Source organism: Sphingobium cyanobacteriorum (genome assembly GCF_030580935.1).
In the GTDB taxonomy this organism is placed as follows: Bacteria; Pseudomonadota; Alphaproteobacteria; order Sphingomonadales; family Sphingomonadaceae; genus Sphingobium; species Sphingobium cyanobacteriorum.
Window position 1 is genome coordinate 128472 of record NZ_JAUQOM010000001.1, and the last position, 26518, is coordinate 154989.

Consider the following 26518-nt stretch of genomic DNA (forward strand, 5'->3'; position numbering starts at 1 on the left):
TGGCTCAAGTCAACAAAGCCACAGCGCTGCACATTATCGGGATCAGGATCCATGTCAGCCGATCATCATCAGGCTGGCATTGCCGCCCGCCGCCGTGGTGTTGATCGACATGGACTGTTCTTCCAGCAGCCAGTCGAGACAATAGCCATGGCCATGATCATCGGCATGAACCGACAGGATCGGGCCGGGCAGATCGGCGACACACTGGACGGTCGCGGCAACCTTGGCCGCGTCCCCTTCCACCAGTGCGGCGGCATAATGGCCGGTGGCGCCGGTGCTGAAGCAGGCGGCGACATCGGCGGGCAGGTCGGCGGGTATCGTCATCCCCTGCACCACGCCATGATTGCCGGTGGCAAGGATCGCCGCCATCTGGCGGAACAGCCCCTGCCGCGTCGCGGGGCGCAGCAGGATGCGGCCGCGCGGATGCAATGCATAGAGGTTGCGTTCCCCCACCGGCCCCGGCAGTGCCAGTTCCACCCCCAGCGCCGATGCATCGCCGGTGCGCCGGGCATGGGCGGCGGCCTCTGCTTCGCCCTGCTGGTCGAGCCAGTCGGCAAAGGCGTGCAGCGGCGACCGCAAATGGCTGACCCGCGCGGCAAAGACCGGCGGCGCCGTGACCAGCCGCCCCAGATAGAGCGGCCCGCCCGCCTTCGGCCCGGTGCCCGACAGGCCGCAGCCGCCAAAGGGCTGCACCCCCACGATCGCGCCGATGACGTTGCGGTTCACATAGATATTGCCGGCCCTGACGCGGCTGGTGACGCGCGCGACCGTCTCGTCCAGCCGGGTGTGGAGGCCGAAGGTCAGGCCATAGCCGGTGGCGTTGATCTGATCCACCAGCGCGTCCATCCGGTCACGCCGGAAGCGCAGGACATGGAGGACGGGGCCGAACACCTCGCGGCTGAGGTCCGTGATGCCGTCGATCTCGATGATCGTGGGCGGGACGAAGGTGCCGTGCCTGGCTTGCGGCGGCAGCAGGCTTTGTTCGACCTTGCGCCCCAGTGCCGCCATGGCGTCGATATGGGCGTTGATGCTATCGCGCGCCTCGGCGCTGATGACCGGGCCGATATCGACCCTGAGCGCGTCGGTGCGACCGATGCGCAACTCTGCCAGCGCGCCCTTGAGCATGGCGAGCGTGCGGTCGGCGATATCCTCCTGCAGGCAGAGGATGCGCAGCGCCGAACAGCGCTGGCCCGCGCTGTCGAAGGCGGAAGCGATCACATCGGCCACCACCTGCTCGGCCAGCGCCGACGAATCCACGATCATCGCATTCTGGCCGCCGGTTTCGGCGATCAGCGGGATCGGCTTGCCGACGGGCGACAGGCGGGTGGAAAGCTGGCGCTGGATCAGGCGCGCAACTTCGGTCGATCCGGTGAACATGACGGCGGCGGTCTGCGGCGCGGCCACCAGCGCCGCGCCGATCCGCCCGTCGCCGGGGATCAATTGCAGCGCGTCGGCGGGGACGCCCGCTGCGTGCAGCAGCCGCACGGCCTCCGCCGCGATCAGCGGGGTTTCCTCCGCCGGCTTGGCCAGCACCGGATTGCCCGCCACCAGCGCGGCGGCGACCTGCCCGGTAAAGATGGCGAGCGGGAAGTTCCAGGGGCTGATGCAGGTCACGGGGCCAAGCGCGACCTGCGCAGGCCCGAAGGTACTGCGGGCCTGCGCCGCATAATAGCGCAGGAAGTCGATCGCCTCGCGCACTTCGGCGATGGCGTTGGGCAGCGACTTGCCGGCTTCGCGGACGACGAGGCCAAGGAGGATCGGCATGCGCGCCTGCATGGCGTCAGCAGCGCGGTCCAGCGCGGCGGCGCGGTCGGCGACGGGCATATCGGGCCAGCGCGACGCGGCGGCGCAGATGGCGGCGGCGCGCGCTTCCTCCGGCGTGGCTTGCGTGACGCGGCCCACCACATCGCGATGATCGGCAGGGTTGAACACGGTGTAGGAAGGGGTGGTCCGGCCGTCGGGCGCGGCGGTCCAGGCGATCGTGGCGCTGTGGCGCAATGCCTCGCCCAGGCTGGCGAGCGTCCTTTCGTCGCTGAGGTCGAGGCCGTCCGCATTGCGACGATCGGGATAAAGATCGGCTGGCAGCGCGATCTGGTCATGGCGATGGCCCGGATGCGCCATGGCGCGCACGACATCGGCCGGATCGGCGATCATCTCCTCCACCGAGACATGCGGGTCTGCGATGCGGTTGACGAAGCTGCTGTTCGCACCATTTTCCAGCAGGCGGCGGACCAGATAGGCGAGCAGCGTTTCATGCGTGCCGACCGGCGCATAGATGCGGCAGGGGCGGTTCAGCTTTTCCGCGCCCACGACCTGTTCGTAGAGCGGTTCGCCCATGCCGTGCAGGCACTGAAACTCATATTGACCGATCTGGAAGTCGGGGCCGGCGAGATGGTAGATGGTCGCCAGCGTCTGCGCATTGTGCGTGGCGAATTGGGGAAACACGGCGTCCGGCGCGGCCAGCAGCCTGCGCGCGCAGGCGACATAGGCCACGTCGGTATGCACCTTGCGCGTATAGACCGGGAAGTCCGTCAGCCCATCGACCTGCGCCCGCTTGATCTCCGCATCCCAGTAAGCGCCCTTCACCAGACGCACCATGATCCGGCGATTTGCGCGACGGGCAAGGTCGATGATCCAGTCGATGACGAACGGGCAGCGCTTGCCATAGCCCTGCACCACGAAGCCCAGGCCATTCCAGCCGGCAAGGTCGGGATCGATCGCGAGGCTTTCCAGCAGGTCGAGCGAGAGTTCGAGCCGGTCGGCCTCCTCCGCATCGATGTTGAGGCCGATGTCGTAGCTTTTGGCGAGCAGCGCCAGTTGCTGCACCGCAGGCAGCAATTCGCCCATCACGCGGTCGGCCTGCGCACGGACATAGCGCGGGTGAAGGGCCGACAGCTTGATCGAGATGCCGGGGCCGGCATGGATGCCGCGTCCGGCCGATGCCTTGCCGATGGCATGGATCGCCTGTTCATAGTCGGCATAATAGCGCTTCGCGTCGGCGGCGGTGGTGGCTGCTTCGCCGAGCATGTCGTAGCTGTAGGCGAAGCCCTTCGCCTCCATCGCCTTCGCGCGCTTCAACGCTTCCCTGATCGTCTCGCCCGTGACGAACTGTTCGCCCATCATCCGCATGGCCAGATCCACGCCGCGGCGGATGACCGCCTCCCCGGCGCGGGCGACGAGGCGGGTGAGTGCCGCGCCCAGGCCACGATCATCGACGCTGCCGACCAGCTTGCCGGTGACGACCAGCCCCCAGGTGGCGGCGTTGACGAACAGCGACTTGTCGCCGCCCAGATGCGAACCCCAGTCGCCTGTCGAGATCTTGTCGCGGATCAGCGCGTCGCGCGTCGCGCTGTCGGGGATGCGCAACAGCGCTTCGGCCAGGCACATCAGCGCCACCCCTTCCTGACTGGAAAGCGCATATTCCTGTACCAGCCCTTCCACGCCCGTCCCCTTGTGATTGGCGCGCAGTGCGGTGACGAGGGTGCGGGCGGTGTCCGCGATGGCGGCCTTCGTCGCGTCCGGCAGGGTCGCCGCGGCGATCAGGGGCGCCAGCGCCGCTGCCTCATCACGGCGACAGGCGGCGGTGATCGCCTCGCGCAGCGGGGTGGGCTGGCGGATGGCGGGGGCGAAGGCGGCAAAGGGGGGCTGGTCGGTCATGCCGGTCAGAATAATCCAACTCTTTGTGGCGTTCCGCCTTATCCAGACCCATGGAGCAGACGAAGTGACTTATTAATTGGCCTTTGCTAGGCAGATGATATGGAAAATATGCCCAAAGCCGTCGAACTGGACGATTTCGACCGGCGGATCATCGCTGCGCTGGTCGACGATGGCCGCATGACCGTCACCGATCTTGCGGCCCAGGTCGGCCTGTCCAAGACCCCCTGCCAGGTGCGGCTCAAGCGCTTGCAGGAAACCGGCGTCATTCGCGGCTTTCGCGCCATCGTCGATCCGGCGAAACTGGGCATGGACCATATCGCCTTTACCGAGGTGAAGCTGTCCGACACGCGGGAAGCGGCGCTGGGCGAATTCAACGCGGCGGTGCGGCGCATCCCGGAGGTCGAGGAATGCCATATGCTGGCGAGCAATTTCGACTATCTGCTCAAGGTGCGCACCGCCGATATTCGCCGCTATCGCATCGTGCTGGGCGAAAAGATCAGCGCCCTGCCCCATGTCGCCAGCACCTCCACCTTCGTCGCGATGGAAACGGTGCTGGAAGCGGGGCACAAGCGGGTCAGCCGCAAAAGCTGAGGCAGGATGCACTGCGCCAGCGCGCCGAACCGGATGCATCTTTTGCTTGCCATCATGTTTTTGATACCGCTACCAATCCTTTGAACCAGAGCTGCTAGCAGGAGAGGATTGAGTGATAGCGCGCCTGTTGTGCTGGATGATTGCCCTGACAGCGGCCAGTTGGGCGCCGGGGGCGCTGGCCGAGGACGGCTATGACCTGTGGCTGCGCTATGCACGCACGGATGAGGCGCGCAGCGCCGATCTGGCCGCCCATGCAACCATCATCGTCGCGCCTGGCGCCAGCCCGACCCTCAACGTCGCCATCGCCGAATTGCAGCGCGGCCTGGCCGGCATGACCGGCGTTGCGCCCGCCCTGTCAGGCACGATGCGTCAAGGCGCGCTATGGCTGGCGACGCCTGCATCCGCTCCCGCTCTGCCGGGTGAGACGGCCGGACTGGGCGGCGAGGGCTATGCGATCCGCTCCATCGAGGTGGACGGCAAGGCCGTGACCCTGATTGCCGCCAACAGCGATCTTGGCCTGCTCCATGGCGCCTGCCACTGGTTGCGGCTGGCCCAGAGCGGCGCAAGCCTCGACAGGCTGGACATACGCAGCGCACCGAAGATCAGGCTGCGCCTGCTCAACCATTGGGACAATCTGAATGGCACGGTCGAACGCGGCTATGCCGGCCAGTCGATCTGGGACTGGTGGCGGCTGCCCGACTGGAAAGCGCCGCGCTATACCGACTATGCCCGCGCCAACGCCGCGATCGGCATCAACGGCACCGTCCTCAACAATGTAAACGCCAAGGCCGACAGCCTGACCGCGCCCTATATCGCCAAGGCAGCGGCGCTGGCCGACCTGTTCCGCCCCTATGGGATCAAAGTCTATCTGTCGGTCAGATGGACCGCGCCGATGGAACTGGATGGCCTCCGGACGGCCGATCCGCGCGATCCGGCGGTGGCTGGCTGGTGGAGGGCGAAGGCGGACGAAATCTACCGGGCCATCCCCGACTTTGGCGGCTTTCTGGTCAAGGCGAACAGCGAGGGCCAGCCGGGTCCGCAGGATTACAAGCGCACCCATGCCGACGGCGCGAACATGCTGGCCGCCGCGCTGAAACCGCATGGCGGGATCGTGATGTGGCGCGCCTTCGTCTATGCCCATGACAATCCCGATGATCGCGCGAAGCAGGCCTATGCCGACTTCAGGCCGCTGGACGGCCAGTTCGCCGACAATGTCATCGTGCAGGTGAAGAATGGCGCGATCGACTTCCAGCCGCGCGAGCCGTTCCATCCATTGTTCGGCGCGATGCCGAAAACGCCGCTGATGATGGAGTTCCAGATCACCAAGGAATATCTGGGCCAGTCGACGCACCTCACCTATCTTGGCCCCTTGTTCAAGGAAGCGCTGGACAGCGACACATTCGCGAAAGGCGCAGGATCGACGGTGGCGAAGGTGATCGACGGATCGCTGGACGGACACAGGCTGACCGGCATTGCGGGCGTGGCCAATATCGGCGCGGATCGCGACTGGAGCGGGTCGATCTTCAACCAGGCGGACTGGTATGCCTTTGGTCGCCTGGCCTGGGACACCAGCCTGTCGGCGGAGGCCATCGCGCGCGAATGGGCGGCGATGACCTTTTCGCCCGATCCGAAAGTCGTAGAACCGATCGTCGGGATGATGATGGGATCGCGGGAGGCCGCCGTCGATTACATGACCCCGCTGGGCCTGGCCCATATGATGGACACCGGCCATCATTATGGCCCCGGCCCATGGGTTTCCGACCTCGCCCGCCCCGAATGGAACCCGGTCTATTATCACAGGGCGGACGCGGACGGCATCGGCTTTGACCGCACGGACAGCGGCAGCGGCGCCATCGGCCAATATGCGCCCGCCATCGCGACGCGGCTGGCCAACCCGCACACCACGCCGGAACGCCATCTGCTCTGGTTCCACCACCTCCCCTGGGATTATCGCCTGGCGTCGGGGGAGACGCTATGGGACGGACTGGTCCGTCGCTATGACAGGGGGCCCGCTTATGTTGCGGGCATGCAGACCCTCTGGGCGTCGCTCAAGCCCCATATCGATGCCAGGCGCTTCGCGCAAACCGAGGCTTTTCTGACCATCCAGCATCGTGAAGCCCTGTGGTGGCGCGACGCCAGCATCGCCTATTTCCAGTCGCTGGCGCACCGCCCCCTGCCCGCCGGATCGCCTGCGCCCGCGCATGATCTCAACTGGTACAAGACGCAAAGATTCCCCTACGCACCCGGCCATAGTTGATTTTTTGCTTTAATAAGTATCGATGTTGTCGCTACCACCCCGTTTGTGACCAAAATCTTGAAAGTTTCCACCTTGAGTGACAGCCGATCGTCCCGCCGCCAGCGCAATGCGCCGACCATCAACGATGTCGCCCGCGAAGCCGGCGTGTCGCCGATGACCGTGTCGCGCGTCATCAATGGCGAGCAGGTGGTGCGGGCGGCGACGCGGGAAAAGGTGCAGGCGGCGATCACCGCGCTCAACTATGCGCCCAGCGCCGCCGCGCGCACTTTGGCCGGCGGGGAAGAAACCCGGATCGGCTTGCTCTATTCCAACCCCTCTTCCTCCTATCTCAGCGAATTTCTGGTCGGCAGCCTGGACCAGGCCAGCCGCAGCGGCGTCGACCTGGTGGTGGAAAAATGGGATGATGAGGAAACCTCGATAGAGGCCGTCGTCGCCCATCTGCAACGCGGGCGGATCGACGGGGTGATCCTGCCGCCGCCGCTCTGCGACCTGGCCGCACTGGTGGATGCGCTCGATCGGGCCGGCATCCCCGCCGTTGCGGTCGCGACCGGGCGCGCCCCGTCCGATCTGGCCGCCGTCAGCATCGATGACCGCCACGCCGCCTATGAAATGACCCGCCACCTGATCGCGCTGGGCCATGACCGGATCGGCTTCATCAAGGGCAATCCCAACCAGAGCGCCAGCGCCAAACGGTTTGAAGGCTATGTCGCGGCACTGACCGAAGCCGGCCTGCCGATGCGGGACGAACTTGTCGCGCAGGGCTATTTCACCTATCGGTCGGGGCTTGACGCAGCCGAGCATATCCTGGCCCTGGCCGACCCGCCCACGGCGATCTTCGCCAGCAATGACGACATGGCGGCCGCTACCGTTGCGATCGCCCATCGCTCCGGGCTGGACGTGCCGGGCGACCTGACCGTCTGCGGGTTCGACGATACATCGCTTGCCACCACCATCTGGCCCGAACTGACGACGATCCGCCAGCCGATCAACGCCATGGCGCGCGCGGCGGTGGAAGTGCTTGTCCGCCAGCTAAAGGGCCGCCGTAAAGGCGACGCGGCCGAACATCTGGTGCTGGACTACGCCCTGATCCGCCGCCAGTCGGACGCCGCGCCACGGATGCGGCCACGACTGGGCGGGCGGTAAGGACTTGAATCAGGATCAGCGCCGACATGTTCCCGCACAGGCGGGAACATGTGATTTTCGGACTGAATGAAGTTACGCTTCCCCGAATACCCGGCGGAAGATCGTGTCGACCTGCTTGAAATGATAGTCGAGGTTGAACTTTTCCTCGATCTCCTGCGCCGGCAGGGCGGCGGCCACGTCCGGGTCGGCCTTGAGCAGTTCGAGCAGCGACAATTGCCCGTCCGATTCCCATACCTTCATCGCGTTGCGCTGGACGTAGCGATAGCTGTCCTCGCGGCTGACGCCCGCCTGGGTCAGGGCCAGCAGCACGCGCTGCGAATGGACGAGGCCGCCCATCTTGTCGAGATTCTTCATCATCCGCTCAGGATAGATGAGCAGCTTGTCGATCACGCCGGTCAGGCGGGCCAGCGCGAAGTCCAGCGTGATGGTGGCGTCGGGACCGAAGAAGCGCTCGACCGACGAATGGCTGATGTCGCGTTCATGCCAGAGCGCGACATTTTCCAGCGCCGGGACGACGGCCGCGCGGACGACGCGGGCCAGGCCGGTCAGATTTTCGGTCAGTACCGGGTTGCGCTTGTGCGGCATGGCGCTGCTGCCCTTCTGGCCGGGCGAGAAATATTCCTCCGCTTCCAGCACTTCGGTCCGCTGCAAATGGCGAACCTCGACGGCCAGGCGCTCGATGGACGAGGCGATGACGCCCAGCGTCGCGAAGAACATGGCATGGCGATCACGCGGGATCACCTGGGTCGAAACGGGTTCGATGGCGAGGCCCAGCTTGTCCGCGACATGCTCCTCCACCGCCGGGTCGATATTGGCGAAGGTGCCGACCGCGCCGGAAATGGCGCAGGTGGCGATTTCGGCGCGGGCGGCGACCAGCCGGGTCTTGCAGCGGCTGAACTCGGCATAGGCTTCCGCCATCTTCAGGCCGAACGTCACCGGCTCGGCATGGATGCCATGGCTGCGGCCGATGGTCGGGGTCAGCTTATGTTCGAAGGCGCGGCGCTTGATGACCGCCAGCAGCGCGTCGATATCCTCGATCAATATGTCGGCGGCGCGGGCCAGTTGCACGGCCAGGCAGGTATCGAGCACGTCGGAACTGGTCATGCCCTGATGCATGAAGCGGGCTTCGTCGCCCACCTGCTCCGCCACCCAGGTCAGGAAAGCGATGACGTCATGCTTGGTGACGGCTTCGATCGCGTCGATCGCGGCCACGTCGATCACGGGGTTGGTCGCCCACCAGTCCCACAGCGCCTTGGCGGCGGATGGCGGCACGACGCCCAGTTCGCCCAGCTTCTCGGTCGCATGGGCCTCGATCTCGAACCAGATTTTGAAACGGGCTTCGGGTTCCCAGAGGGCGGTCATGGCGGGGCGGGCATAGCGGGGGACCATAAGGCGAATCCTGCGGCTGGAGGGGCAATAGTTGCCGCGCCGCGTAGCAGCGTCGGCGGACCGGGGCAAATCGCGATCCGATCATGCAATCATCCCTGCCCTGATCAGGCAACTCATCGCAAAAGGCACAGCATCGAAGGACGAACCGAACCAATCGGCAAGACGAATGCAAAAGGATGAACGGATGTTCAGGAACATTGCCTCATTTTCGTTCATTATCCCACCAACTGCTACACAGGACTGGAACGAATGACTTCCAGATCGATTATGAGGCACAGGAGATTGCCATGTTCCGTATGATTTTACTCACCACCGCACTTGCCACGAGCGCGCCGGTGCTGGCGCAGGCTGTGCCCGATCAAGGCGCAGCGCCGCAATCGGCGGCTCCGGCGGCGACTCCGGCAACGCCCGCAGCCCCCGCCAATCCGGCCAGCAGCGTGGCGTCGATCGTCGACAGCGAGTTTCCCGCCTATGACGCGAACAAGGACGGCCAGCTTGACCAGTCGGAATTTTCCCGCTGGATGGTCGCGCTCAAGACCCAGGAAATGAAGGCGACCGGATCGCAACTGCCGGCCGAACAGGTAACGACCTGGGCCAGCGGCGCCTTCACCTCGGCGGACAAGGACAAGAGCAGCATGGTCAGCAAGCCGGAACTGATAACCTATCTGAGCGGTGGCGCAGGCTGACAACAGCCACTCCCCCATCCCCCGTCACGAAGGCCCATCCCCCGTCACGAAGGCCCATCCCCCGTCACTAAGGACAGGGTATAAAGAGCCTGCCGGGTCGCACCGGAGGGCGGCATGGAGCGAAGGCCATGCCGCCCCTTTTTTTGGCCATGATGCCCTTTTCAAACCCGACAGCAGCATCCTCCCCTTCCAAGGGATGGGACCGCCGCGAAGCGATGATGGAGGGACGTGACGCTGTCGAGAGGGCCCTCTCCGTCTGGCCGTTGGCCAGCCACATGGATTGCCTGGCCATGCGTGCATGGCGGGCATTGGAGATAGGCCCGTTTGGAGCAGCGCGCGGAACAGGGCACCGCTTCCGGCTGCGCTGGCCGACAGCACCGCCAGAAATGATGCGAAACCAGAAAACTGAACCGCGCAAGCTGCATCCGGTCAGGTGCAGCGCGCTCTAGCCCTTTTTGCGTGTATAAAGCAGCGCCGCGACGATCGCGGCCGATCCGATACCGACGGCGGTGCCCATCCATACGCCCTTGCCGGCGGATTTGCGCGCAGCGGCGGCAAGATCGGTTTTCGGGGTTCGGGAGCCACTGGCACCATCCATGTCAGGATTTGCGGGAGCGGCGGGGTTTGCGCCGACGGGCGGCGCGCTGTCTTCGGGCTTGCTCATGGTCCGCACAGCTATGCCCCAAAGCGGCGGCGCGGAAAAGATGAAAGATGCCGCCCCCCCACCCCTGCCATCTGTCATGCCTTTTGCGCAACATCCTCTTGACTTCGCGCCCGCCACGGTGTTGTTAAGGGCAACTTGTTAGCGCTATCAATTTAACGAACATGGAATTTAGGAGTTGATGATGCCGGGGGTTTCCTCCTTGTCCGCCATGACCTTGCCCGACTGCCTGCCCGTCGACTGGCGCAAGGGCCTTTTCATCGGTCGGGTGCTGACCGCCGCGGGGCCAAGCCCCATCCTGGTCCGGGACGGAATCGCCCGTGACATGAGCCGGATCGCGCCCACCGTGGCGCAACTGGTCGAAATGCTGCCGGTCGCTGGCGATGCGGGCGCAATATTGGGTCCGCTCGACGCGCTCGACCTGCCGCTGCTCAGCCCTGTCGACCTGCAATGCGTCAAGGCATGCGGCGTCACCTTCGCCCTTTCCGCCATCGAGCGCGTGATCGAGGAGCGCGCCCGTGGCGATGCCGCCGCCGCCGCCGACATTCGCGGACGGCTGGAAGAGCGCGTCGGTGGATCGATCCGCGCCGTCATTCCCGGCTCGCAGGAAGCCGCCGCGCTCAAGGCCGCACTGATCGAGGATGGCCTCTGGTCCCAATATCTGGAGGTCGCGATCGGCCCCGATGCCGAAGTGTTCACCAAGGCCCCGGTCCTGTCGACCGTCGGCGCGGGGGCCGAAATCGGCATCCGTTCCGATTCCACCTGGAACAATCCCGAACCGGAAATCGTGCTGCTGGTCAACGCGGCTGGGAGCGCTATCGGCGCGACCCTTGGCAACGATGTCAATCTGCGCGATTTCGAAGGGCGATCAGCGCTGCTGCTGGGCAAGGCGAAGGACAATAACGCATCCTGCGCGCTTGGCCCGCTGGTCCGCCTGTTCGATGCCGACTTCACCATCGACGATGTGCGCAACGCCGAAGTGGCCCTGACCATCGATGGTCCCGAAGGGTATCGGCTGGAAGGCGCGAGCCGCATGGACCAGATCAGTCGCGACCCGCTGGAACTGGTGCGTCAAACCCTGTCTGAACATCAATATCCCGATGGCTTCGCCCTGTTTCTGGGCACACTCTTCGCCCCGGTGCAGGACCGCGATGATCCGGGCCGCGGTTTCACCCACAAGGTTGGCGATGTCGTCGCCATCTCCACCCCGCGCCTGGGCAAGCTGGTCAACCCTGTCGTCACGTCGAAGGATGCCGCGCCCTGGACCTGGGGGCTGACCGCACTGATGACCAACCTCGCCGCGCGGGGCCTGCTGAAAGACACCGCCGCATGAGCGCCATCTATCCCAGCCTGAAGGGCAAAAGGGTCTTTATCAGCGGCGGCGGCAGCGGCATCGGCGAAGGGCTGGTCGAAGCCTTTGTCGCTCAGGGCGCGCATGTCGCCTTCTGCGACATTGCCGTGGCGGAAAGCGAAGCGCTGGTCGCGCGCCTGTCCGGCGCCGACCTTGCGCCGATATTCCATGCCATCGACCTGCGGGATATCGATGCGGTGCAGGCGATGATGGCAAAGCTGGATGCGCAGCTTGGCGGGATAGACATATTGATCAACAATGCCGCCAGTGACGATCGCCACGCCATTGACGAGGTAAGCCCGGCCTATTGGGATGAACGGATGGCGGTGAACCTGCGCCACCTGTTCTTTACGGCACAGGCGGTCGTCCCGGCGATGCGGCGCGCGGGGGGCGGCGTGATCCTGAATCTGGGATCGATCAGTTGGCATCTGGCGCTGCCCGACCTGATACTCTACGAAACCGCCAAGGCCGGGATCGAAGGGTTGACCCGCGGACTGGCGCGCGACCTGGGCCGTGACAATATCCGCGTCAACACCATCATCCCCGGCAACATCAAAACGCCACGTCAGGAAAAATGGTACACCCCCGAAAGCGAAGCGGAAATTGTCGCGGCCCAGTGCCTGAACGGACGTATCCAGCCGCGCGATGTCGCCGCGCTGGCGATGTTCCTGGCATCGGACGATGCGCGTTACTGCACCGGCCATGACTATTTCATCGATGCCGGCTGGCGCTGAGATGCGCAGCGCCGATCCGCACAGCATCCTGTCAGTCGGCGCGACACTGGGCGAAGGTCCGGTGTGGGTCGCGCGCGACGCCGCTTTGTGGTTCGTCGATATCAAGCAGCATCGCATCCACCGCTATGACCCGGCGCTGGGCGTCGGGCGCAGTTGGGCCGCGCCCGGTCAGGTTGGCTGGATCGTCCCGACCGACGACGGCCTGTTCGCGGTCGGGCTGCAATCGGGCGTGCACAGATTCGATCCGGGCACCGATCCCGCGACGGGCAGCTTCACCCTGCTCCACGCCCCCGAAGCGCATCTGCCCGGCAACCGCCAGAATGACGCCTGCGTCGCGCCCGACGGCGCGATCTGGTTCGGGTCGATGGATGATGCGGAGCAGGCCGAAAGCGGCCATTTCTACCGCCTCCACAAAGGGCGATGCATCGAAACCGGCCTGCCCGCCGTATCGATCACCAACGGCCCGGCTCTGTCACCCGATGGCCGCATCCTCTACCACACCGACACGGTGGGCAAGCGCATCTGGCGCACCGATCTGGCGCCGGACGGGACAGTCGGCAACACGACCCTCTTCACCCGGATCGAGGCGGATGCAGGCTATCCCGATGGCCCCACTGTCGATGCCGAAGGCTGCCTGTGGACCGGATTGTTCGGCGGCTGGGCAGTGCGCCGCTATGATCCGGCGGGCAGGCTGATGCGCGAAATCCGCCTGCCCGTGGCCAACGTCACCAAGATCGCCTTTGGCGGCCCGGACCTGCGCACGGCCTATGTCACGACCGCGCGCAAGGGGCTGGACGTGACAACGTTGACAGAACAGCCCCTGGCGGGCGATCTGTTCGCTTTCGATCCCGGTGTCGCGGGACTGCCGGGTCCTATCGCAACGATATAAAAGAGAGAGCTGGAAGGAACGACAATGACTGAGGGGAGCGCCGGGAAGGTCAATATGGCCTTCATCGCCGCGATTGTCGCCGTGGCGACGATCGGCGGCTTCATGTTCGGTTATGATTCGGGCGTCATCAACGGCACGCAAAAGGGGCTGGAAGCGGCCTTCGACCTGGGCAAGCTGGGCATCGGCATCAATGTCGGCGCGATTCTGGTCGGCTCCTCGATCGGCGCGTTCGGCGCGGGGCGCATGGCCGATATCATCGGCCGGCGCGGTGTCATGATGCTGGCGGCCATCCTGTTCCTGGTCAGCGCATTGCTGGCGGGCGCCGCCGGCTCCTCCGCCCTCTTCATCTTCGCCCGCATCATCGGCGGCCTGGGCGTCGGCGCGGCGAGCGTCATTTCGCCGGTCTATATCTCCGAAGTCACCCCCGCCAATGTGCGCGGCCGCCTGTCGTCGGTACAGCAGGTCATGATCATTTCCGGCCTGACCGGCGCGTTCGTCGCCAATTTCGTGCTGGCCCGTCATGCTGGCGGTTCCACCGCGCCGCTGTGGCTCGACTATCCGGCGTGGCGCTGGATGTTCTGGTTGCAGGCGATCCCGGCCGCCATCTATTTCCTGGCGCTGCTCGTGATCCCCGAAAGCCCCCGCTATCTGGTGGCGCGCGGCCATGACGATCGCGCGCTCAGCGTTCTGACCCGCCTGTTCGGGGCGCAGGAAGCCGCGCGCAAGGTCGCCGACATCCGCGCCAGCCTGGCCGCCGACCATCATCGGCCGAAACTGTCCGACCTGATCAGCAAGACAACCGGCAAGATCCGCCCGATCGTGTGGACCGGCATCGGCCTGGCCGTCTTTCAGCAACTGGTCGGCATCAATGTCGTTTTCTATTATGGCGCGACGCTGTGGGAAGCGGTCGGCTTTTCGGAGGATAACGCCCTTCAGATCAACATATTGTCCGGCGTACTGTCGATCGGCGCATGCCTGGGCACGATCATGCTGGTGGACCGGATCGGCCGCAAGCCGCTGCTGCTGATCGGATCGGCCGGCATGGCGGTGACGCTGGCGATCGTTGCCTACGCCTTTTCCACCGCCGTCACCGGCGCGGATGGCGGCGTTACCCTGCCCGGCCATAATGGCCTGATGGCGCTGATCGCGGCGAACCTCTATGTGATCTTCTTCAACCTGAGCTGGGGTCCGATCATGTGGGTCATGCTGGGCGAGATGTTCCCCAACCAGATCCGCGGATCGGGCCTGGCGGTCGCGGGTTTCGCGCAGTGGATCGCCAATGCCGCCATCTCGGTCAGCTTCCCGGCGCTCGCCGTGTCGCCGGGGCTGGTTGTGACCTATAGCGGCTATGCGCTGTTCGCGGCGATCAGCTTCTTCTTCGTCCGCGCCATGGTGCATGAGACGAAGGGGCGCGAGCTTGAGGACATGGAAGGCTGAGCACCGATCGCATCCTCTTGCGGGCGGGAGCGCTGGAAGCGGCGCTCTCCCCCGCTGCTGGCGGTTCGCTGCTGTGGCTGGCGCTGGACGGCGTGGACCTGCTGCGCCGGGCGCCGGACGAGGCCACCGACCCGCTGGCGATGGCCAGCTTTCCGCTGGTCCCCTATGCCAATCGCATCGCGGACGGACGGTTCGCCTTTGCCGGGCGAAGCCATCAGCTCCCCCGCAATTTCGGCGACCATCCGCACAGCATCCATGGCTTTGGCTGGCAGGCAAAGTGGACAGCGAGTGGTACAGCTCCATCGTCCACGCGGCTGACCCACATGCATGCCGGCGACGCGGGCTGGCCATGGTCCTACCGTGCCGAACAGCATGTCATGCTCACCCCGTCGCAGATGTTCATGTCGCTGTCCCTTTTCAACGCCGGCGACACGCCTATGCCCGCCGGTCTTGGCTTCCACCCCTATTTCCTGGCCGACGCGGCAACCACGATCCGGTTCGATGCACGCAGCCTGTGGCTGTCCACCCCCGACATGCTGCCCGACCGGGAAGCGGCCGCCGATATGCTGGGCGACTGGTCCCGCCCCGCCATTGTGCGCGGCGACACGCTGGTCGACAATGCCTATGCGGGCTGGACCGGCCCGGCCATTGTCCAGCGCGGCGACGGGCTGCGCCTGACGGTCAGCGCCACCGGGGCCGATTTCCTGCACGTCTATCGCCCGCCAGCCAGCAATGATTTCTGTCTGGAGCCGGTCAGTCATATGCCCGACGCGATCAACCGGAATGCAATGCCGGTGCTGCCCCCCGGCGACACGGCGCGCCTGTCCATGACCATCGCGATCGACAAAATCAACCAGACGCTTTCGAAATCGGACGGGATCGCCTAAGCTGCCGCCAGATAGCAGCAAAGGGTCTAGCCTATGCAATTTTTGCGGACAGCCTTCTGGGTCGTCATCGCCGTGGGTCTCGCCTTCTTCTGCATGGCGAACTACGTCCCTGTAACCGTGCGCCTGTGGGGCGACATCGTGATGGAAACCAAGCTGCCCGTGCTGCTGATCGGCGCGTTCCTGCTGGGCGCCCTGCCCTTCTGGATCATGGCGCGGGCGACGCGCTGGCGCTTGAAGCGGCGGCTCGACAGCACGCAAAAGGCGCTGGTGGTCGCCACCGCCGCCGCCGCGCCGCCGCCCCCGGCTTCCCCCCTGCCGGACGCGCCCGCCCTGGGCGGCCTGCCCGATCCCCTCGCCCCCAACACCAGCACCACAGGACCAGCATGAGCAGCCCCATCTATGTCGCCATCGACACGCCGGACCTGGCCAGAGCGCAGACGCTCGCCGGCCAGGTGAAGCATCATGTCGGCGGGCTGAAACTGGGCCTGGAATTTTTCTGCGCCCATGGCCATCATGGCGTGCATGAGATGATGAAGTTCGGCCTGCCGATCTTCCTGGACCTGAAATTGCACGACATTCCCAATACCGTGGCGAAAGCGGTGCAGGCGCTGCACCCGCTGGAACCGGCGATCCTGACCGTCCATGCCGCCGGCGGCCGCGCCATGCTGGAGGATGCGAAGGCGGCGGCGGGCATGCATACCAAGGTGGTCGCCGTGACCGTGCTGACCAGCCTCGACAATGGCGACCTGCTGGATATCGGCGTGGGCGGAAAGGCCGAGGATCAGGTCCGCCGCCTCGCCGACCTGGCGCAGAGCGCGGGCCTCGACGGCATCGTCTGTTCGGGCGAGGAAGTGGCGCTGGTCAAGCAGGGCTGGCATGACGGCTTCTTCGTCGTGCCCGGCGTCCGCCCGGCGGGCGGCGCACTGGGCGACCAGAAGCGCGCGGTAACGCCAAGGCAGGCGTTGGACCGGGGTGCCTCCATCCTGGTCGTGGGCCGGCCGATCAGCCTGGCGGACAATCCCGACATGGCCGCGCGCGCGATCGAGGCGACGCTGTAGAACAGGACAACGAAACCCCGCTGGCCGGCCGCTTCTGACGCAAAAAAGCGCGCGCAGCTTTTGGCCACGCGCGCTTCAGGCTTGCTTGGGAGAATAGGGTCAGCGCGAGGCGAACTGGCGGCCACGGCTGGCGACAGCCCAGCGCTGCGGTGTCGCGTTCGGCGCGGTTTCGCGCACGAAGCACTGGCCCCGCTGCGACCGGATCGTGCGACAGGCGCTCATCGCGTCGGTCCGGCTGGCAAAGCCGCTGATGGCGAGACGATGATAGATTTTGCCTTTGACCGTCGCCTGGCTGGTCAGCACCGGGAAGGCGGCCAGCGTGCTGTTGCGGCCCGCCATGCTCATATATTTTTCCTTGGCGATTGCCGCATTGTCATAGGCGCCAAGCTGGACGACCCAATGGCTGGCGCCCGCGCCGACCGGCTTGATGAAGGCGGCCTGCTGCATCCGCGCGACCGGCGCGACGGGAAGCGTCGCCTTGGCGCGCGCCTTGGCGGCCACCGGCCTGGCGTTATGATCTTCTACAATGAAGCCACGGGCGGCGACACGGACGGGTGCCGGTGACGCCTTGGGGGCGGGTGCAGGCTCGACCGCCGGCTGCGGCGCGGGCGAGGCTTCCGCGACCTGGACCGGGGCTTCTGGCTGGGCTTCCGGCAAGGGGGCGGATTCAGGCGCGGCCTCCGCCATCTGCACCGGCGCTTGTTCCTGCGCCGGGGCGGTGAGCGCCAGCGCGACCGGCTGGCCCGGATCGCCCTGGCTGAGCGTCACGCCCATCAGCGCGGCGACACGCAGCGGCGCGAGAGAAGGTTCGGCGATCTGCGCCCAGTCGGAAATGCGCTTGTTCGCGGCCAGCGGCTCCATGTCCATGCCGACCAGCGTGCGCGCATCTTTCCAGCGGCCGGCCAGCGCATAGGCATAGGCCAGATTCTGGCGCGTGCGCGCGGTTGCCGACGGATCATGAATCGCTTCGGACAGGATGCGCACGCCTTCGGCCGGATCGCCCGCCATCGCCATCGCCAGGCCATAGTCGCCGGCGGGCACGGTGTCGGCATGGGCAACCAGCAGGCTGCGCGCGGCATCGGGACGGCCCTGCGCCACCTGCACCAGCGCCAGGCTGACGATCGTGCGCGCATCGGCATTGCCCAGCGCCAGCGAATCGGCCAGCGCGGTTTCAGCGGAAGCGAAACGGCCCGCCAGCACATAGGCGCGGCCCAGAATTTGCCGATAGGCCCCGTTCTGCGGATCAAGCTGCACTGCGGCTTCGGCGGCCTCCACCGCCTTGGTCGCATTGCGGCTGGCCAGCGCCTTGTCGGCGGCGGCGGCCAGCTTGGCCGGATCAGCCTTTGGCTGCACGGCTGACGTGCGGGGATGGAAAGCCGCACCCGTGCAGCCGACCATGGTGGTGGCGACGATCAGCGAGGACAGCGCCGCCTTTCCAAATGTCTTGCGGTTCATATCTTTACCCACCCTTCATTCACTGGCTGTCGCGCATATGCGGCAGCTGCTGTGTCAGCCGGTCGATTTCCGGCAGGTCATTGAGAAAATCATCCAGTGCTTGCGTCACGATCTGCTGCGCGGACCGCCCGCTGATGGCGCAGGCCAGGCGCAGGCTGAGATGCCGTTCGCTATCCAGCCGCAACGTGAAGGCGGACTTGCGCCCCTGGGCCGCCGCCTTGGCAAGCGGCGCCTTGCCCGCGATCCGCTTGGCCAGCGCCTTGCGTTCCTTGACGACAGGCGGCACCGGCACGACCGGCGCCATCGGCGTCAGGCCGATCGGCGCGGCCGGTTCTTCCACCGGCTGCGGTGCGGGCTCTACATCGAAGCCCATGTCGTTCCAGCCCAGATCATCCTGCAAGGCCGCAGCGCCGGGCGCACGGCCGAAGCCGAGCATCGGACGGCGCATTGCCGGCTGGGCCGCGCCTTTTCGGGCGAGCAGGCCGGAGGTCAGGGATGCGAGCGGTTTGGGTTCAGCCATGGTCCATTCCCCCCCTTACTGGCCGATCACGCGGCGGCCAAAGCCCCCGCCGGACGGCCGCGCCGCGCCGATCGTGCCGACGCTGCCCTGGGGCACGGAAAAGACCGTGCGGCGGAAATTCTTTTCCAGCCGGTCCGAAACATAGGACCAGAGCGCCTGCACTTCGGCGCAGGAGCGCCCCTTGGGATCGACCTCCATCACCGTGCGGCCGTCGATCATCGATGCGGCGAAATCGGTGCGATGGTGCAGCGTGACCGGCGCGACCGTGCCATGTTGCGACAGGGCGACGGCGGCTTCGGAGGTGATGCGCGCCTTGGGCGTGGCGGCGTTGACGACGAAGATCAGCGGCTTGCCCGCGCGTTCGCACAGGTCGACGGTGGCGCCCACGGCGCGCAGGTCGTGCGGGCTGGGACGGGTCGGCACGACGATGAGTTCGGCGACCGAAATGACGCTCTGGATCGCCATGGTGATGGCGGGCGGGGTGTCGATGACGGCCAGCTTGAAGCCCTGCTGGCGAAGGATTTCGAGATCGGCGGCAAGGCGCGCCACCGTGGTCTGGGCAAAGGCCGGAAATTCCGCTTCCCGCTCGTTCCACCAGTCGGCCAGCGATCCTTGCGGATCGATGTCGATCAGCACCACCGGACCGGCGCCGGCGATCTGCGCCTGAACGGCCAGATGACCCGACAGGGTGGTCTTGCCCGATCCGCCCTTCTGCGATGCCAACGCCAAAATCCGCACGCCCACCCCCGACAAAAATCCAGTTCCGGCTGGAATTGCCACGGCCGCGCCTAAGATTTGGTTAATCCTGGGGGAAGTTTGGCAAGCGGAACGACAGGCATTCAGATTTGGGTGCTTGACGCTAACAGGAGATTAACCTTGATTGCCGATAGACGCGGCGTGAACCTTTTCGCGCGGGAGCTTGAGCGCATGAAGCATATCCTGGGACTGGCGGCGATCGCCGCGATGATGGGCGTGACCGCGCCAGCACTGGCCGATGTCAAAACCGGCGTCGATGCCTGGCAACAGGGCGATTATGCCAAGGCGATCGCCGAATGGCGGCCGCTGGCGCAGGGGGGCGATCCCGACGCGCAATTCAACCTGGGTCAGGCGTACAAGCTGGGCCGCGGCGTCCCGTCCGACCTGAATGTCGCGCTCGACTGGTATCGCAAGGCCGCACAGCAGGGACATTTGCGGGCTGAGGACAATCTGGCCCTGCTGATGTTCCAGCAGGGCGACCGGGCGGCGGCCATCCCCTATCTCCAGCGTGCATCGGCGCGGGGGGAGCCGCGCGCGCAATATATTGTCGGCACCGCGCTGTTCAACGGCGACCTGATCGGCAAGGATTGGGTGCGCGCCTATGCGCTGATGACCAGGGCATCGGCATCCGGCCTGCCACAGGCGGCGACCAGCCTGGAGCAGATGGACAAATATATTCCCGAAGACCAGCGCAGGCAGGGCCTTGCCCTCGCCGCCAGCCTGGAAAAGGGGGACAAGGGCACGACCCTGGCGTCGGCCAGTCCCCCGCCGGCGCGCAGCGCGCCTTCGGCCGTGCGCACGACCGAATTGCCGCCCTCCACGCCCAGCCAGCCGGTGACGTTGCCGCCCCGGCCGGTGGTGAAACCTGCCCCTGTCGCGCCCAGACCTGCGCCGCAGGTGGCCGTCGCAAAGCCGGCCCCCGCGCGCCCGGCCCCGACGGTCGCCGCCCCGTCCGCATCGGGCGGCTGGCGGGTCCAGCTTGGCGCCTTTGGCGAGGAAGGCCGCGCCCGCGCTTTGTGGAGCCAACTGGCCAAGAAGGTCGGCGGCCTGTCCGCCTACCAGCCCTATCTGGTCAAGGCTGGCGCCGTCACCCGGCTCCAGGCCGGGCCGATCGCCAGCAGCGCCGACGCCGCCCGCCTGTGCGGCGCGATCAAGGCGGCGGGATCGGACTGCATGCCCAGGAAGATGTGAAGGGGGTCAGGCGCCGCGCGCCTGCTCCACCATCCAGTCGCGGAACTGGGCCAGCGGTCCTGCCAGCGTATCGGGCGGATAGACGAGATAATAAGCCTGATCGGTCGACAGCGGCCGGGCGAAGGGGATCACCAGCGTCCCCGCCTCCAGCTCCGGCCGGATCAGGAAGCTGGGGATCAGCGCCACCCCTGCCCCGGCGGCGACGGCCTGCGCCAGCATCAGGAAATGTTCATGGGCCGGCCCCGGCGGCAATGCCGAGGCATCCACCCCGGCCGCACGCAGCCAGCGCGGCCAGGCGTCGCGGCGCGAACTCTGGCTGAGCAATGGCACATGCAACAGATCCTGCGGCGCACGCAATGGATGCGCCGCCAGCCAGGCAGGGGCGCAAACGGGCACCGCTTCCTCACGGAACAGAAAGTCCATCGCCACGCCCGGCCAGTCTTGTGGAACACCGAAGTGGACAGCTGAATCGAAATCCTCATGCCCGAAATCGAAGGGCTGGGACCGGGCGGCAAAGTCGATCACCAGGTCGGGATGGCGCGCCGTCAGTTGCGGCAGGCGCGGGGCCAGCCAGCGCATCCCGAAGCTGGGCAGGGTCGCCACCCGCAGCGCGCTCTGCGACGGTCGGGCAGACGCACGCGCACTGGCGCGACGGATGCGGTCGAGCGCCGGCAACAGGTCGTCGGCATAGGCCCGCCCCGCATCATTGAGGCGTACCCGGCGTCCGATCCGGTCGAACAGGGGCGTCTGCAACCAGTCCTCCAGCCCGGCGATCTGACGGCTGACCGCACTCTGGGTCAGGCCGATCTGATCCCCGGCGCGGGAAAAGCCGCCATGGCGGACGGCCGCTTCGAACGCGACCAGGCTGCTCATCGGGGGCAGCCATTTGCGGATAGAATTCATTCCATTCTCGCATCAACTGATGACAGGTCGCCATTTTGAAAATGTTCAATATCCTGCGATAAGGGCGCTGTCATCCCGGAGCATATCATGTCGAACGAGAATATAGGTACGATCGAGACACTGGTGGTTGCGACGCTGGGCGCGCAGAGCGCACGCCAGACGTTCGACAGGCTGGAGATCGACCCCGCCCTGCTGGCCGAGCGCGGCGATACCGTGTCGCGCGCCGCCTTCGCCATGGCGCTCAACATCTGCCTGTTCGACGACCTGCTGCGCCGGGTGCCGAGCGGCGCCGCCTATGTCGCGGACCGGCTGGCGCGCGGGGGCAAGGTGATGTTCGACCATGGCGCGCTGCGTTCCATCCGTTTTCCTGACGGACCGACCGGCGGCCTGCCCGGCGGCGAGGACGCCTTCACCCGCATATTCCTGCCGCTGGGATATGCGATGGCGGCGGTCTATCCGCTCGACCGGCTGCACATGACCGGCCGCGCCTATCGCCATGCCGACTTCCCCGAATCGATCCCGCAATTCTTCCTGTCCGAACTGCATGTCGATCGGTTCGACCCGGAATTCGGCGAAGCGGCGGCGCGGGTTTTCGGCACTTCGCGCGATCCGCTGACGGCGGCGGCGCAGGCGGTGCTGGCACGCTACGCAGCGGGCGAAACAGTCCCGATCGCGGATGCGGTGGCCGCCCTGCCGTCGATCCTGGCCGCCTTCGATCGCCAGCATGAACCACCCGGTTTCGAGGATTATCAGTTGCTCCTGTCCCGATCCAACGAAGCCGCCTGGATCGCGACCGAGGGCAATGGCTTCAACCATGCGACCGACCGGGTGGCCGATGTCGCCGCGCTGGCCGAACGGTTGAAGGCGGAAGGCCGGCCGATGAAGGAACGGCTGGAAATTTCCGCCAGCGGCCGGGTGCGCCAGACCGCCTTTCGCGCCGACAGCGTCGAGCGCCTGTTTGCCGATGGCCAGTGGCGCATGGTGCCCGGTTCCTTCTACGAATTCATCAGCCGTGACATCGATCCTGACACCGGCAGGCCAGACCTGGCCTTCGATACCGGCAACGCCACCGGCATCTTCGCCATGACCCATGCACACCCCGGCGCGGCACGGTGAACATGATGCTCCAGTCCTTCGATCCGGCGTCGCGCGAACTGGTCTGGGAAGGCCCGGTCGCAAGCGTGGAGGATTGCCACCGCGCCATCGCCGCCGCCCGCGCCGCCCTGCCCGGCTGGCGCGCGCTGCCCGTGGATGACCGCATCGCCATCGCCCGCCGCTATGCCGCTGTGCTGGGCGAGCGGCGCGCCGCACTGGCCGAACTTATCTCCCGCGAGACGGGCAAGCTGCTCTGGGAAAGCGACGCCGAAATCGGATCGATGATCGCCAAGGTCGATGTGTCGATCAAGGCCCATGCCGAACGCACCGGCGAACGCGCCGCCGACATGCCGTTCGGCCGCGCGGTGCTGCGTCATCGCGGCCATGGCGTGATGGCGGTGCTTGGCCCCTATAATTTCCCCGGCCATCTGCCCAACGGCCATATCGTCCCCGCCCTGATCGCGGGCAATGCGGTGATATTCAAGCCGTCCGAAATCACCCCGGCCACCGGCGCGGCGATGGCCGAAGCCTGGGCGGCGGCGGGCCTGCCCGACGGGCTGATGACCGTGGTGCAGGGTGGTCGCGCGACCGGCGAAGCGCTGGTCGCGGGCGACATAGACGGATTGCTGTTCACCGGATCAGCCGGCGCCGGCGCGGCATTGCGCCGGGCGCTGATCGACCGGCCCCATGTCGTCATGGCGCTGGAACTGGGCGGCAACAATCCGCTGATCGCATGGGATTCCCCCGAAGCCGCCGCATCGATCATCGTCAATTCCGCCTTCATCACCACCGGCCAGCGCTGTTCCTGCGCGCGCCGGCTGATCGTGCCGGAAGGCGCGGCTGGCGATGCGATCGTGGAAGCGACCGCCGCGCTGGCCGCGCAATTGCCGATCGCTGCCTGGAACGCGCCGGGCGAAGCCTTCATGGGGCCTTTGGTGTCGGACCAGGCCGCCGCCGCCGCGCATCGCGCCGTCAGCGACCTGATCGCCCGCGGCGGGCGCGTCGTCCGCTCCTTCGACGGGATAGAGGGCCACAGCGCCGCGTTCGTCACGCCGGCGCTGATCGACATGACCGGCATCGACGCACCGGATGCGGAAATATTCGCGCCCGTCCTCTCGATCATCCGCGTGCCCGATTTCGACGCCGCGATCGCGGCGGCCAATGCGACCCGTTTCGGCCTGTCCGCCGGACTCGTTTCCCAGGATGATGCGCTGTGGCGGCGCATCGTGGAGGAAAGCCGCGCGGGCGTGGTCAACCGCAACCGGCCGACCACGGGCGCTGCGGGCAACATGCCGTTCGGCGGGCTTGGCGCATCGGGCAATCACCGGCCCAGCGCCTATTATGCCGCCGATTATTGCGCCTATCCCATCGCCAGTTTCGAATCGGATGCGGTGGCGGCCGTGCCGGTTAACGGCCTGGACCGATAGAGCGGGATGAGGTCTGGCTGACCCACCGCGTCCTTGCGAGGGCAGCACGGCAATGCATGGGCGCGCCATGGATTGCCGCGCTGCGCGCGCAAGGGCGAATGGCGCTGACGGGATCGGACGCCAGACGGCCTGGAGCGGTCACAGCCCCAGCCGTGCCCAGAAATCATCCGGCGCGATCGTGGCGCCGGCCGCCGGCGTGGCATCGCGCTTCGTCCAGCTACTGTGGGGAATATATATGTGCTGCGCCGGTCGGGCACGGCGTTGATCGCGGGCACGGGAAATTTTGCGGGTCATCGTCTTCTCCTCAGCAAGGGAACACGAAACCTGGCGTGGTCGCCTGGGAACCGTGCGCTTTAGCCGTTGGTGACGCGGAGCAAGCTGACATCCTTCAAAAGCCGCGGAGCGAAACGCTCGCCGCTTTATCTAGTGATTAAATTGAGAATGTCGAAATAGCTTTGCTTGGGGACGACCCCAGATGCGCTTGCCGCGCCAATGCCCGAATGCACGAAAAGGCCCGCGCGGAACGCAGGCGGCATCATGCGAATGCGCGCTCGAAAGAGCGATCAGGCCACTATGCTGTAGAGGAACCAGCCCACGATCAGGAGGCTGGAGACAATGCAAATCCGATCACCAAAGACGTCGATACGAGACATCAAAAAACATCCTTCCAGCCTTCAGCGCTCTATCGTCGCTTCGTCAGAAAAGATTACAGCAGTTTTTACCGTCATGGAATAGTAAAGTGGCGCCAAATCCTCCACCCATGTGATGAGTGGGCATGCAGCGCCGCCTGATCGGCCATTTATCGAAAATCCGGTCCCCGATGCGCCAGAAAGGCGCGTGTCGCCTCTTCCGGGCCGCGATAGGCTTCCTGAAATTCGGCGCTCCAATATTTCAGGTCCTCCAGGTCGATTCGCGCGCCGGAGATGGCGCACAGCACGAATTGCCCCGCCCGCACGACATCGAAATGCGGCGTGTCATAGTGCAGCACCGCCAGCCCCTGAATATCCGCCATCATCCCGGTTTCCGTCAGTCGCCGGTCAGGATGCGGTCGACCAGTTGCTTCACGGTCGGCACAAATCCGTTCGAATAGAAGGGATCCTGCTTGAACCGATAGGCGGCGTGGCCGGCGAACAGCAGATTTTTGTCGAGATCGCCGCCATGGACCGATTCCTGGAGCGCCTTCTGGATGCAGAAGCTGCGCGGATCGGCGAGGCGGCCGGTCGAGTTCGTTTCGCTGTCCATCCAACTGGAGAAAGCGCACTGGCTGAGGCAGCCCATGCAGTCCGTCTGATCCTTGCGGATTTCCGCCTTTTCATCCTCGGTCACGAATACAAGCGTGTTGTCCGGCGTCTTGAGCGCGGAGGTGAAGCCTGCGCCGAACCATTCGCGGGCACGATTGAGATCCCCCAGCGTCACCCAGAAATTCTTGCCCTTCACGCCAACGTCGAGCTGGTGGGTATGATCGCCCGCCTGTTCGGTGCTGAACGGAATCTGGCGATCGGAACGCGCTTCGAGCGAACGCAGGAAGGGATTGCGGATCGCCGAGCTGTAGAAGCCGGTGGGCGAGAATCTGTGCAGCAGCACGTCGCCCGGCTCGATCTGCATCAGCCGGTCCTTCCACCCCTGCGGGATCGGGCTTTCCTGCGTCAGCAACGGGCGGGTGCCGAACTGGAACATGATCGCGCCCAGTTCGGGATTGTCGATCCAGTCGTTCCAGTCCTTGAGCGCCCAGACGCCGCCGGCCATGACGATCGGCACGTCGTCGGAAATGCCGCCTTCGCGCATGGTGGCGCGCAGGTCGCGGACGCGGGGATAGGGGTCTTGCGGTGCGCGCGGGTCTTCCGCGTTGGACAGGCCGTTATGGCCGCCCGCCAGCCAGGGATCTTCATAGACCACCGCGCCCAGCCATTCCGACGCCTTGGAATAAGCGCGCTTCCACAGCGCGCGGAAGGCGCGGCCGGAGGACACGATCGGCAGGTAGCGGACATTGTAGGAAGCGGCGATTTCCGACAGCTTGTAGGGCATGCCCGCACCGCAGGTGACGCCCGCCACCATGCCGCGCGTCTTTTCCAGCACGCCATGCAGCACCCGCTGCGCGCCGCCCATTTCCCACAGGACGTTGATGTTGATCGCGCCCTTGCCGCCGGCGATCTCGAACGCGCGCTTCACCTGCTCGACCGCGCCGTCGATGGCGTAGGCGACCAGTTCTTCATGCCGGTCGCGACGGGTGCGGCCATGATAGATCTGGGGGATCAGATTGCCGAAACTGTCATAGCTGTCGGCGTTGACCGCGGACACCGTGCCGATGCCGCCGGCCGCCGCCCAGGCGCCTGAACTGGCATGGTTGGACACGGCAACGCCCTTGCCACCCTCGACCAGCGGCCACACTTCACGGCCACCATAGACGACAGGCTTCAACCCCTTGAACAAC

At 66.0% G+C, this 26518-nt stretch carries 25 protein-coding genes; 14 read left to right on the forward strand and 11 right to left on the reverse strand.

Annotated elements, in window-relative coordinates; all coding sequences use genetic code 11:
* Positions 1–54: 54 nt before the first annotated feature.
* Positions 55–3657: a trifunctional transcriptional regulator/proline dehydrogenase/L-glutamate gamma-semialdehyde dehydrogenase gene (gene putA / locus Q4610_RS00585; RefSeq protein ID WP_304534083.1), complete on the reverse strand. Its 3603-nt coding sequence runs from the start codon at positions 3655–3657 to the stop codon at positions 55–57.
* A 99-nt stretch (positions 3658–3756) separates the two neighbouring features.
* Between putA and Q4610_RS00590 the strand changes: the two genes are divergently transcribed.
* From Q4610_RS00590 to Q4610_RS00600, 3 genes are all read left to right on the forward strand, one after another.
* Positions 3757–4248 (forward strand): Lrp/AsnC family transcriptional regulator, encoded by a 492-nt coding sequence (locus Q4610_RS00590; protein WP_304534084.1) that lies wholly within the window; start codon positions 3757–3759, stop codon positions 4246–4248.
* Between the two features lie 112 nt (positions 4249–4360).
* Positions 4361–6505 (forward strand): alpha-glucuronidase family glycosyl hydrolase, encoded by a 2145-nt coding sequence (locus tag Q4610_RS00595; protein ID WP_304534085.1) that lies wholly within the window; start codon positions 4361–4363, stop codon positions 6503–6505.
* 72 nt (positions 6506–6577) lie between these two features.
* A complete protein-coding gene (locus tag Q4610_RS00600; RefSeq protein ID WP_304534830.1) occupies positions 6578–7648 on the forward strand; it encodes a LacI family DNA-binding transcriptional regulator in 1071 nt (356 codons plus the stop codon).
* A 72-nt stretch (positions 7649–7720) separates the two neighbouring features.
* Here the strand turns inward: Q4610_RS00600 and purB are convergent, their stop codons facing one another.
* A complete protein-coding gene (purB, locus tag Q4610_RS00605; RefSeq protein WP_304534086.1) occupies positions 7721–9037 on the reverse strand; it encodes an adenylosuccinate lyase in 1317 nt (438 codons plus the stop codon).
* 81 nt (positions 9038–9118) lie between these two features.
* The gene (locus Q4610_RS00610; RefSeq protein ID WP_304534087.1) at positions 9119–9253 is read right to left on the reverse strand and encodes a hypothetical protein; all 135 of its coding nucleotides are present in this window, start codon (positions 9251–9253) and stop codon (positions 9119–9121) included.
* A 71-nt stretch (positions 9254–9324) separates the two neighbouring features.
* Between Q4610_RS00610 and Q4610_RS00615 the strand changes: the two genes are divergently transcribed.
* On the forward strand, positions 9325–9723 hold the full coding sequence (locus tag Q4610_RS00615; RefSeq protein WP_304534088.1) for an EF-hand domain-containing protein: 399 nt from the start codon (positions 9325–9327) through the stop codon (positions 9721–9723).
* A 445-nt stretch (positions 9724–10168) separates the two neighbouring features.
* On the opposite strand, the gene Q4610_RS00620 is transcribed toward Q4610_RS00615, so the two are convergent.
* Positions 10169–10387, reverse strand: coding sequence for a hypothetical protein (locus Q4610_RS00620; RefSeq protein ID WP_304534089.1), 219 nt, complete (start codon positions 10385–10387; stop codon positions 10169–10171).
* A gap of 178 nt (positions 10388–10565) precedes the next feature.
* Here Q4610_RS00620 and Q4610_RS00625 point away from each other — a divergent pair, with 178 nt between their 5' ends.
* The 7 genes from Q4610_RS00625 to pyrF are packed head-to-tail and all read left to right on the forward strand — an operon-like array spanning position 10566 to position 16740.
* Complete coding sequence (locus Q4610_RS00625) at positions 10566–11717, forward strand: fumarylacetoacetate hydrolase family protein (RefSeq protein WP_304534090.1); 1152 nt, start codon at positions 10566–10568, stop codon at positions 11715–11717.
* Complete coding sequence (gene xylB / locus Q4610_RS00630) at positions 11714–12469, forward strand: D-xylose 1-dehydrogenase (protein ID WP_304534091.1); 756 nt, start codon at positions 11714–11716, stop codon at positions 12467–12469. The genes Q4610_RS00625 and xylB overlap by 4 nt, the downstream gene beginning before the upstream one ends.
* Position 12470: 1 nt before the next feature.
* Positions 12471–13358, forward strand: coding sequence for an SMP-30/gluconolactonase/LRE family protein (locus tag Q4610_RS00635; protein WP_304534831.1), 888 nt, complete (start codon positions 12471–12473; stop codon positions 13356–13358).
* A 24-nt stretch (positions 13359–13382) separates the two neighbouring features.
* Positions 13383–14795: a sugar porter family MFS transporter gene (locus Q4610_RS00640; RefSeq protein ID WP_304534092.1), complete on the forward strand. Its 1413-nt coding sequence runs from the start codon at positions 13383–13385 to the stop codon at positions 14793–14795.
* A 17-nt stretch (positions 14796–14812) separates the two neighbouring features.
* Positions 14813–15682: an aldose 1-epimerase gene (locus tag Q4610_RS00645; RefSeq protein WP_304534093.1), complete on the forward strand. Its 870-nt coding sequence runs from the start codon at positions 14813–14815 to the stop codon at positions 15680–15682.
* Between the two features lie 33 nt (positions 15683–15715).
* Positions 15716–16069: a LapA family protein gene (locus Q4610_RS00650; RefSeq protein ID WP_304534094.1), complete on the forward strand. Its 354-nt coding sequence runs from the start codon at positions 15716–15718 to the stop codon at positions 16067–16069.
* A complete protein-coding gene (pyrF, locus tag Q4610_RS00655) occupies positions 16066–16740 on the forward strand; it encodes an orotidine-5'-phosphate decarboxylase (RefSeq protein ID WP_304534095.1) in 675 nt (224 codons plus the stop codon). The genes Q4610_RS00650 and pyrF overlap by 4 nt, the downstream gene beginning before the upstream one ends.
* 99 nt (positions 16741–16839) lie before the next feature.
* Here the strand turns inward: pyrF and Q4610_RS00660 are convergent, their stop codons facing one another.
* From Q4610_RS00660 to Q4610_RS00670, 3 genes are read right to left on the reverse strand one after another with little or no spacing between them, the layout of a single operon-like run.
* Entirely contained in the window at positions 16840–18195 is a 1356-nt protein-coding gene (locus Q4610_RS00660) for an SPOR domain-containing protein (RefSeq protein ID WP_304534096.1), read from the reverse strand.
* Between the two features lie 19 nt (positions 18196–18214).
* The gene (locus tag Q4610_RS00665; RefSeq protein WP_304534097.1) at positions 18215–18715 is read right to left on the reverse strand and encodes a hypothetical protein; all 501 of its coding nucleotides are present in this window, start codon (positions 18713–18715) and stop codon (positions 18215–18217) included.
* A 15-nt stretch (positions 18716–18730) separates the two neighbouring features.
* On the reverse strand, positions 18731–19453 hold the full coding sequence (locus Q4610_RS00670; RefSeq protein ID WP_304534098.1) for a ParA family protein: 723 nt from the start codon (positions 19451–19453) through the stop codon (positions 18731–18733).
* A gap of 189 nt (positions 19454–19642) precedes the next feature.
* Between Q4610_RS00670 and Q4610_RS00675 the strand changes: the two genes are divergently transcribed.
* Complete coding sequence (locus tag Q4610_RS00675; RefSeq protein WP_304534099.1) at positions 19643–20662, forward strand: SPOR domain-containing protein; 1020 nt, start codon at positions 19643–19645, stop codon at positions 20660–20662.
* Positions 20663–20668: 6 nt separating this feature from the next.
* Here Q4610_RS00675 and Q4610_RS00680 read toward each other — a convergent pair whose 3' ends face one another.
* Positions 20669–21565, reverse strand: a complete 897-nt coding sequence (locus Q4610_RS00680; RefSeq protein ID WP_304534100.1) for a LysR substrate-binding domain-containing protein — start codon at positions 21563–21565, stop codon at positions 20669–20671.
* An 87-nt stretch (positions 21566–21652) separates the two neighbouring features.
* Here Q4610_RS00680 and Q4610_RS00685 point away from each other — a divergent pair, with 87 nt between their 5' ends.
* Both Q4610_RS00685 and astD read left to right on the forward strand, forming a co-directional pair.
* Positions 21653–22681 carry a DUF1338 domain-containing protein gene (locus Q4610_RS00685; RefSeq protein WP_304534101.1) on the forward strand — a complete coding sequence of 343 codons (1029 nt, stop codon included), beginning with the start codon at positions 21653–21655 and terminating at the stop codon, positions 22679–22681.
* A gap of 2 nt (positions 22682–22683) precedes the next feature.
* Positions 22684–24087, forward strand: coding sequence for a succinylglutamate-semialdehyde dehydrogenase (gene astD / locus Q4610_RS00690; protein WP_304534102.1), 1404 nt, complete (start codon positions 22684–22686; stop codon positions 24085–24087).
* 138 nt (positions 24088–24225) lie between these two features.
* Here astD and Q4610_RS00695 read toward each other — a convergent pair whose 3' ends face one another.
* From Q4610_RS00695 to Q4610_RS00705, 3 genes are all read right to left on the reverse strand, one after another.
* Positions 24226–24381 carry a hypothetical protein gene (locus Q4610_RS00695; RefSeq protein WP_304534103.1) on the reverse strand — a complete coding sequence of 52 codons (156 nt, stop codon included), beginning with the start codon at positions 24379–24381 and terminating at the stop codon, positions 24226–24228.
* A 505-nt stretch (positions 24382–24886) separates the two neighbouring features.
* Complete coding sequence (locus Q4610_RS00700) at positions 24887–25102, reverse strand: DUF2093 domain-containing protein (RefSeq protein WP_304534104.1); 216 nt, start codon at positions 25100–25102, stop codon at positions 24887–24889.
* Positions 25103–25113: 11 nt separating this feature from the next.
* Positions 25114–26517 (reverse strand): NAD(P)H-dependent flavin oxidoreductase, encoded by a 1404-nt coding sequence (locus Q4610_RS00705; RefSeq protein ID WP_304534832.1) that lies wholly within the window; start codon positions 26515–26517, stop codon positions 25114–25116.
* Position 26518 lies beyond the last annotated feature (1 nt).

What these genes read in the sequence shown, in the direction of transcription:
- Q4610_RS00680 (WP_304534100.1), bottom strand. Translation starts at nt 21,565, where the DNA reads ATGAATTCTATCCGCAAATGGCTGCCCCCGATGAGCAGCCTGGTCGCG.
- xylB (WP_304534091.1), top strand. Translation starts at nt 11,714, where the DNA reads ATGAGCGCCATCTATCCCAGCCTGAAGGGCAAAAGGGTCTTTATCAGC.
- Q4610_RS00615 (WP_304534088.1), top strand. Translation starts at nt 9,325, where the DNA reads ATGTTCCGTATGATTTTACTCACCACCGCACTTGCCACGAGCGCGCCG.
- Q4610_RS00610 (WP_304534087.1), bottom strand. Translation starts at nt 9,253, where the DNA reads ATGAACGAAAATGAGGCAATGTTCCTGAACATCCGTTCATCCTTTTGC.
- Q4610_RS00635 (WP_304534831.1), top strand. Translation starts at nt 12,471, where the DNA reads ATGCGCAGCGCCGATCCGCACAGCATCCTGTCAGTCGGCGCGACACTG.
- purB (WP_304534086.1), bottom strand. Translation starts at nt 9,037, where the DNA reads ATGGTCCCCCGCTATGCCCGCCCCGCCATGACCGCCCTCTGGGAACCC.
- Q4610_RS00590 (WP_304534084.1), top strand. Translation starts at nt 3,757, where the DNA reads ATGGAAAATATGCCCAAAGCCGTCGAACTGGACGATTTCGACCGGCGG.
- Q4610_RS00665 (WP_304534097.1), bottom strand. Translation starts at nt 18,715, where the DNA reads ATGGCTGAACCCAAACCGCTCGCATCCCTGACCTCCGGCCTGCTCGCC.
- Q4610_RS00660 (WP_304534096.1), bottom strand. Translation starts at nt 18,195, where the DNA reads ATGAACCGCAAGACATTTGGAAAGGCGGCGCTGTCCTCGCTGATCGTC.
- Q4610_RS00625 (WP_304534090.1), top strand. Translation starts at nt 10,566, where the DNA reads ATGATGCCGGGGGTTTCCTCCTTGTCCGCCATGACCTTGCCCGACTGC.
- pyrF (WP_304534095.1), top strand. Translation starts at nt 16,066, where the DNA reads ATGAGCAGCCCCATCTATGTCGCCATCGACACGCCGGACCTGGCCAGA.
- Q4610_RS00620 (WP_304534089.1), bottom strand. Translation starts at nt 10,387, where the DNA reads ATGAGCAAGCCCGAAGACAGCGCGCCGCCCGTCGGCGCAAACCCCGCC.
- astD (WP_304534102.1), top strand. Translation starts at nt 22,684, where the DNA reads ATGATGCTCCAGTCCTTCGATCCGGCGTCGCGCGAACTGGTCTGGGAA.
- Q4610_RS00650 (WP_304534094.1), top strand. Translation starts at nt 15,716, where the DNA reads ATGCAATTTTTGCGGACAGCCTTCTGGGTCGTCATCGCCGTGGGTCTC.
- Q4610_RS00685 (WP_304534101.1), top strand. Translation starts at nt 21,653, where the DNA reads ATGTCGAACGAGAATATAGGTACGATCGAGACACTGGTGGTTGCGACG.
- Q4610_RS00700 (WP_304534104.1), bottom strand. Translation starts at nt 25,102, where the DNA reads ATGATGGCGGATATTCAGGGGCTGGCGGTGCTGCACTATGACACGCCG.
- Q4610_RS00640 (WP_304534092.1), top strand. Translation starts at nt 13,383, where the DNA reads ATGACTGAGGGGAGCGCCGGGAAGGTCAATATGGCCTTCATCGCCGCG.
- Q4610_RS00675 (WP_304534099.1), top strand. Translation starts at nt 19,643, where the DNA reads ATGAAGCATATCCTGGGACTGGCGGCGATCGCCGCGATGATGGGCGTG.
- Q4610_RS00695 (WP_304534103.1), bottom strand. Translation starts at nt 24,381, where the DNA reads ATGACCCGCAAAATTTCCCGTGCCCGCGATCAACGCCGTGCCCGACCG.
- putA (WP_304534083.1), bottom strand. Translation starts at nt 3,657, where the DNA reads ATGACCGACCAGCCCCCCTTTGCCGCCTTCGCCCCCGCCATCCGCCAG.